Consider the following 6,768-nt stretch of genomic DNA (forward strand, 5'->3'; position numbering starts at 1 on the left):
AAAATAAGCATTAAATGCGTTAATGCTCAAGATCATTCCCATCATGGGTTAAGATTAATGTTAATTCTTATTACATTTGGCACGTCATGGCTCTTAACACACCACAAATTACGCCGACAAAAAAGATAACAGTGAGGGCAATCGGCGAGGAACTGCCGCGTGGTGATTACCAACGTTGCCCGCAATGTGACATGCTGTTTAGCCTGCCCGAGATAAATTCTCATCAAAGTGCCTATTGTCCGCGCTGTCAGGCAAAAATTCGTGACGGGCGCGACTGGTCGCTAACGCGCCTGGCGGCAATGGCCTTCACCATGCTGTTGCTGATGCCGTTTGCCTGGGGCGAACCGCTGTTGCATATCTGGCTGTTAGGCATTCGTATTGACGCCAACGTTATGCAAGGCATCTGGCAAATGACCAAACAGGGCGATGCGATAACGGGGTCGATGGTCTTTTTCTGCGTTATTGGTGCCCCGCTCATTCTGGTGACCTCCATAGCTTATTTATGGTTTGGTAACCGACTGGGAATGAATCTACGCCCGGTACTGCTGATGCTTGAGCGACTTAAAGAGTGGGTAATGCTCGATATCTACCTGGTCGGCATTGGCGTTGCTTCTATAAAGGTACAGGATTATGCCCATATCCAGGCGGGTGTCGGCTTGTTCTCTTTTGTGGCGTTGGTGATTTTAACGACGGTGACGTTGTCACATCTTAATGTCGAGGAGCTGTGGGAGCGATTTTATCCGCAGCGCCCCGCTACGCGTAGGGACGAGAAACTTCGTGTCTGTCTTGGGTGCCATTTTACCGGCTATCCTGATCAGCGTGGTCGCTGCCCGCGTTGTCATATTCCGCTACGCCTGCGTCGCCGTCATAGTTTGCAAAAATGCTGGGCGGCGCTGTTAGCGTCAATCGTTTTGTTGTTACCTGCCAACCTGTTGCCTATTTCTATCATTTATCTGAATGGTGGCCGGCAGGAAGATACGATTCTTTCCGGGATTATGTCGCTGGCAAGTAGCAACATTGCCGTTGCGGGAATCGTGTTTATCGCCAGTATTCTGGTACCGTTTACTAAAGTGATCGTCATGTTCACTTTACTGTTGAGCATTCATTTTAAATGCCAGCAAGGTTTACGCACACGCATTCTGTTACTGCGAATGGTGACCTGGATTGGTCGCTGGTCGATGCTCGACCTGTTTGTCATATCTTTAACCATGTCGCTGATTAATCGCGATCAGATCCTCGCTTTTACTATGGGACCGGCTGCGTTTTATTTCGGCGCAGCGGTAATTTTGACTATTCTTGCTGTGGAATGGCTGGACAGCCGCTTACTTTGGGATGCACATGAGTCAGGAAACGCCCGCTTCGACGACTGAAGCGCAGATTAAAAATAAACGCCGTATCTCACCTTTCTGGCTGCTGCCGTTCATCGCGCTAATGATTGCCGGTTGGCTGATTTGGGACAGTTATCAGGACCGGGGTAATACCGTCACCATCGACTTTATGTCGGCGGATGGTATTGTTCCAGGCCGTACGCCTGTTCGTTATCAGGGCGTTGAAGTCGGAACAGTGCAGGATATCAGCCTCAGCGACGATCTTCGTAAGATTGAAGTCAAGGTCAGCATCAAGTCCGATATGAAAGATGCGCTGCGCGAAGAGACTCAGTTCTGGCTGGTGACGCCAAAAGCATCGTTGGCAGGTGTCTCCGGGCTGGACGCCCTCGTCGGTGGGAACTATATCGGCATGATGCCGGGTAAAGGTAAAGAGCAGGATCACTTTGTCGCGCTCGATACCCAACCGAAATATCGGCTGGACAATGGCGATCTGATGATCCACCTGCAAGCCCCCGATCTCGGTTCGCTGAACAGCGGTTCATTGGTCTATTTCCGCAAGATCCCGGTGGGAAAAGTCTACGACTATGCCATCAATCCCAATAAACAAGGCGTGGTGATTGATGTCCTGATCGAGCGGCGTTTTACTGACCTGGTGAAAAAAGGTAGCCGTTTCTGGAATGTTTCTGGCGTTGATGCCAACGTCAGTATCAGTGGCGCGAAGGTGAAACTGGAAAGTCTGGCGGCACTGGTTAACGGTGCGATTGCCTTCGATTCACCTGAAGAGTCGAAACCTGCCGAGGCGGAAGATACCTTTGGTCTGTATGAAGATCTGGCCCACAGCCAGCGTGGCGTAATAATAAAACTGGAACTGCCGAGTGGGGCCGGATTAACCGCCGACTCGACGCCATTAATGTATCAGGGACTGGAAGTCGGACAGCTAACTAAACTGGATTTAAATCCTGGTGGTAAAGTCACTGGGGAAATGACCGTTGATCCCAGCGTCGTTACCCTGCTTCGTGAAAATACCCGCATCGAATTACGTAATCCGAAATTATCCCTTAGCGATGCCAATCTCAGCGCCCTGCTGACTGGCAAAACCTTCGAGTTGGTACCCGGCGATGGCGAGCCACGCAAAGAGTTCGTTGTTGTGCCAGGCGAAAAAGCACTGCTGCATGAACCTGATGTTCTGACGCTGACCCTGACCGCGCCGGAAAGTTACGGTATTGATGCGGGTCAGCCGCTCATTCTTCACGGCGTGCAGGTAGGCCAGGTTATCGATCGTAAACTCACCAGCAAAGGCGTCACCTTTACCGTCGCCATCGAGCCTCAGCATCGAGAACTGGTAAAAGGCGATAGCAAATTTGTCGTCAACAGCCGTGTCGACGTGAAGGTGGGGCTGGATGGCGTTGAGTTTCTCGGTGCCAGCGCCTCAGAATGGATTAACGGCGGGATACGTATTCTGCCGGGCGATAAAGGCGAGATGAAAGCCAGCTATCCACTGTATGCCAATCTGGAAAAAGCGCTGGAGAACAGCCTTAGCGATTTACCCACCACAACCGTGAGTTTGAGTGCAGAGACGCTGCCGGATGTGCAGGCAGGATCGGTAGTGCTGTACCGTAAATTTGAAGTTGGTGAAGTGATTACCGTGCGTCCGCGAGCTAACGCGTTTGATATCGATCTGCATATTAAGCCGGAGTATCGCAACCTTCTGACCAGCAATAGCGTGTTCTGGGCAGAAGGCGGGGCGAAAGTTCAGCTGAATGGTAGTGGCCTGACCGTACAGGCATCCCCGCTCTCCAGAGCATTAAAGGGAGCCATTAGCTTCGATAACCTCAGCGGTGCCAGCGCCAGTCAGCGTAAAGGCGATAAGCGTATTCTGTATGCTTCCGAAACAGCGGCCCGTGCGGTTGGCGGGCAGATTACGCTTCACGCTTTCGATGCCGGAAAACTGGCAGTCGGGATGCCAATTCGCTATCTCGGTATTGATATCGGGCAAATCCAGACGCTGGATCTGATTACCGCGCGCAATGAAGTACAGGCAAAGGCGGTGCTCTATCCGGAATATGTCCAGACCTTTGCTCGCGGTGGTACGCGCTTCTCAGTGGTCACACCGCAAATTTCGGCAGCTGGCGTTGAGCATCTTGATACTATCCTCCAGCCGTATATCAACGTCGAACCAGGCCGGGGCAATCCTCGTCGCGACTTTGAATTACAAGAGGCCACCATTACTGATTCGCGTTACCTGGATGGTTTAAGCATTATTGTTGAAGCGCCGGAAGCCGGTTCGTTAGGCATCGGTACGCCTGTGCTGTTCCGTGGTCTGGAAGTCGGTACGGTTACCGGAATGACGCTGGGGACATTGTCAGATCGCGTGATGATTGCGATGCGCATCAGTAAACGCTATCAACACCTGGTGCGTAACAATTCCGTCTTCTGGTTGGCATCGGGTTACAGTCTGGATTTTGGTCTGACGGGCGGCGTAGTGAAAACCGGCACCTTTAACCAGTTTATCCGTGGCGGCATCGCCTTCGCCACGCCTCCGGGTACGCCACTGGCACCGAAAGCCCAGGAAGGCAAGCACTTCCTGTTGCAGGAAAGTGAACCGAAAGAGTGGCGTGAATGGGGAACTGCGCTTCCCAAATAATGCCCACTGCTCCGGCGTGCCTGCGCCGGAGCGTTTATGCTAAACTGCGCGCCTGTTTTTTTGCCAGTGGTATATGCTCGTGGCCCAACACACCGTTTATTTCCCGGACGCCTTTCTGACGCAAATGCGCGAAGCGATGCCTTCGACGCTCTCTTTTGATGATTTTCTTGCCGCCTGTCAGCGCCCGTTGCGCCGCAGCATTCGCGTTAATACGCTGAAAATCTCCGTTGTTGATTTCCTGCAATTAACCGCTCCTTATGGCTGGACGCTTACGCCAATTCCGTGGTGTGAAGAAGGTTTCTGGATTGAACGCGACAATGAAGATGCATTGCCATTGGGTAGTACCGCCGAGCATTTAAGTGGCCTGTTTTATATTCAGGAAGCCAGTTCAATGTTGCCCGTCGCCGCCTTGTTTGCTGACGGTAATGCACCACAGCGGGTGATGGATGTCGCAGCTGCGCCAGGCTCCAAAACGACGCAAATTGCCGCGCGGATGAATAACGAAGGGGCAATCCTTGCCAATGAGTTTTCCGCCAGTCGGGTAAAAGTGTTACATGCCAATATCAGCCGCTGTGGCATCAGTAATGTTGCGCTCACACATTTTGATGGCCGCGTGTTTGGTGCGGCAGTGCCAGAAATGTTCGATGCCATTTTGCTGGACGCTCCTTGCTCTGGCGAAGGCGTGGTGCGTAAAGATCCCGATGCGCTAAAAAACTGGTCACCAGAAAGCAATCAGGAAATCGCAGCTACACAACGGGAGCTTATCGACAGCGCCTTTCATGCATTACGTCCTGGTGGTACGCTGGTTTACTCGACCTGTACCTTAAACAGGGAAGAAAACGAAGCCGTTTGCCTGTGGCTGAAAGAGACTTACCCTGACGCAGTAGAGTTTTTACCACTTGGCGATCTCTTCCCTGGTGCAAACAAAGCGCTGACCGAAGAAGGCTTTTTGCATGTTTTCCCACAAATTTACGACTGCGAAGGCTTCTTCGTTGCTCGTCTGCGTAAAACTCAGGCCATTCCCCCCTTACCCACCCCAAAATACAAAGTGGGCAATTTCCCGTTCAGCCCGGTGAAAGATCGCGAAGCCGGACAAATTCGTCAGGCGGCTGCAAGTGTTGGCTTAAACTGGGATGAAACCCTGCGCCTCTGGCAGCGTGACAAAGAACTGTGGTTGTTCCCGGTGGGCATTGAAGCCCTGATCGGTAAAGTCCGATTTTCTCGCTTGGGGATTAAACTTGCCGAGACGCACAACAAAGGTTATCGCTGGCAGCATGAAGCGGTTATTGCCCTTGCCTCACCCGATAATATGAATGCATTCGAGCTGACGGCACAGGAAGCGGAGGAGTGGTATCGCGGGCGCGATGTTTACCCGCAAGCCGCGCCAGTGGCGGATGACGTGTTGGTTACTTTCCAGCATCAGCCGATTGGTTTAGCCAAACGGATTGGTTCGCGACTGAAAAACAGCTACCCGCGTGAACTGGTGCGGGACGGGAAACTTTTTACCAGTAACGCATGACAGCGCACAAAAAAAGCGCACTTTTTGACTGGCACATTCGGCGGCCTCAACTAGGCTGAAAAATGGTGCGATCGGACTGGTCGTACCACAATCGGCAGCTAAATGGAGAGCACGAAGATGAAAACCAGTGTGCGCATAGGCGCTTTTGAAATCGACGACGGCGAATTACACGGTGAATCGCCGGGTGATCGAACGTTAACCATTCCTTGTAAATCTGACCCCGATTTATGTATGCAACTGGATGCCTGGGATGCTGAAACCAGTATCCCTGCCCTGCTAAATGGCGAACACTCTGTCCTTTACCGTACCCGTTACGATCAACAATCTGATGCCTGGATTATGCGTCTTGCCTGATCCAAAAAGAACCCGTCGGCATGGCGGGTTATTTGTCCTGGTTATTCCCCCGTTGTAAAATCTCTCCTAAACTTAACGGTACGGCACCACACTTCGGGGATGAAATGTTCGCGCTGGTACTTTTTGTTTGCTACCTGGATGGCGGTTGTGAAGATATTGTTGTGGATGTCTACAACACGGAACAGCAGTGTCTTCATTCTATGAGCGATCAACGGATCCGCCATGGCGGTTGTTTTCCGATTGAGGATTTTATAGATGGTTTCTGGCGACCTGCACAGGAGTACGGTGATTTTTAATTATTGCAATTGCACAAGAGTCAGTTCGCCCCCAAAGACAGCACCGGTATCAATATAATGCAGGTTGCCAATATCCACGCGATGTCGCAACGGTGTATGACCAAACCAGAAATGATCAGCACCTGTAATTCCCTGCCCTTTTTGGCGTTCACTTAATCGCGAGCGGCTCCACAAGACCTGATGCAAATCAACGTCCTTTTGCCATTCATAAACATCATCTGGATAATCGGCATGAGCAATAACATGTTTGCCGGTGCGGCTGTGTACTTCAAGAATAAAGGGCAAATGCTGACATTTTTCCAGCGCCGTTTTCGCTTGTTTCTGTTGATTATCTGCCAGCGCAATAAACCAGTCGCCGCCATTCATCAACCACAAAGACATCTGCTGGGATGCCAGCGCATCCATCGCCATCTGTTCATGATTGCCTCTTACCGCACGAACCCAATGTTGTTCCAGTAACTGCAGACAACGTAAACTTTGCGGCCCACGATCGATAACGTCTCCCACTGAGATAAGGGTGATGCTGCCAACTTACTGATTTAGTGTATGATGGTGTTTTTGAGGTGCTCCAGTGGCTTCTGTTTCTATCAGCTGTCCCTCCTGTTCAGCTACTGACGGGGTGGTGCG

General features: G+C 51.4%; 6 protein-coding genes and 1 pseudogene. 6 read left to right on the forward strand and 1 reads right to left on the reverse strand.

Going from position 1 to position 6,768, the window contains the following annotated elements; translation table 11 throughout:
* Positions 1 to 86 precede the first annotated feature (86 nt).
* From yebS to ACJHW7_RS09570, 5 genes are all read left to right on the forward strand, one after another.
* Positions 87 to 1,370 (forward strand): membrane integrity lipid transport subunit YebS, encoded by a 1,284-nt coding sequence (gene yebS, locus ACJHW7_RS09550; protein WP_001207282.1) that lies wholly within the window; start codon positions 87 to 89, stop codon positions 1,368 to 1,370.
* Positions 1,339 to 3,972, forward strand: a complete 2,634-nt coding sequence (gene yebT / locus ACJHW7_RS09555; protein WP_001297532.1) for a lipid-binding membrane homeostasis protein YebT — start codon at positions 1,339 to 1,341, stop codon at positions 3,970 to 3,972. The genes yebS and yebT overlap by 32 nt, the downstream gene beginning before the upstream one ends.
* Before the next feature lie 79 nt (positions 3,973 to 4,051).
* Positions 4,052 to 5,491 carry a 16S rRNA (cytosine(1407)-C(5))-methyltransferase RsmF gene (gene rsmF / locus ACJHW7_RS09560; protein ID WP_024227172.1) on the forward strand — a complete coding sequence of 480 codons (1,440 nt, stop codon included), beginning with the start codon at positions 4,052 to 4,054 and terminating at the stop codon, positions 5,489 to 5,491.
* Positions 5,492 to 5,608: 117 nt separating this feature from the next.
* Positions 5,609 to 5,845, forward strand: coding sequence for a YebV family protein (locus ACJHW7_RS09565; RefSeq protein ID WP_001295499.1), 237 nt, complete (start codon positions 5,609 to 5,611; stop codon positions 5,843 to 5,845).
* Positions 5,846 to 5,949: 104 nt separating this feature from the next.
* Positions 5,950 to 6,141, forward strand: a complete 192-nt coding sequence (locus ACJHW7_RS09570; protein ID WP_001313035.1) for a YebW family protein — start codon at positions 5,950 to 5,952, stop codon at positions 6,139 to 6,141.
* Here the strand turns inward: ACJHW7_RS09570 and pphA are convergent.
* Positions 6,142 to 6,657: pseudogene (gene pphA, locus ACJHW7_RS09575) on the reverse strand (protein-serine/threonine phosphatase); the annotation flags it as partial.
* A gap of 55 nt (positions 6,658 to 6,712) precedes the next feature.
* Between pphA and ACJHW7_RS09580 the strand changes: the two are divergent.
* Positions 6,713 to 6,768, forward strand: a 56-nt coding sequence (locus tag ACJHW7_RS09580; RefSeq protein WP_097491765.1) for an IS1 family transposase, incomplete at its 3' end; no start/stop codon positions are given.

It is taken from the genome of Escherichia sp. WS1152 (assembly GCF_046487665.1).
GTDB lineage: Bacteria > Pseudomonadota > Gammaproteobacteria > Enterobacterales > Enterobacteriaceae > Escherichia > Escherichia coli.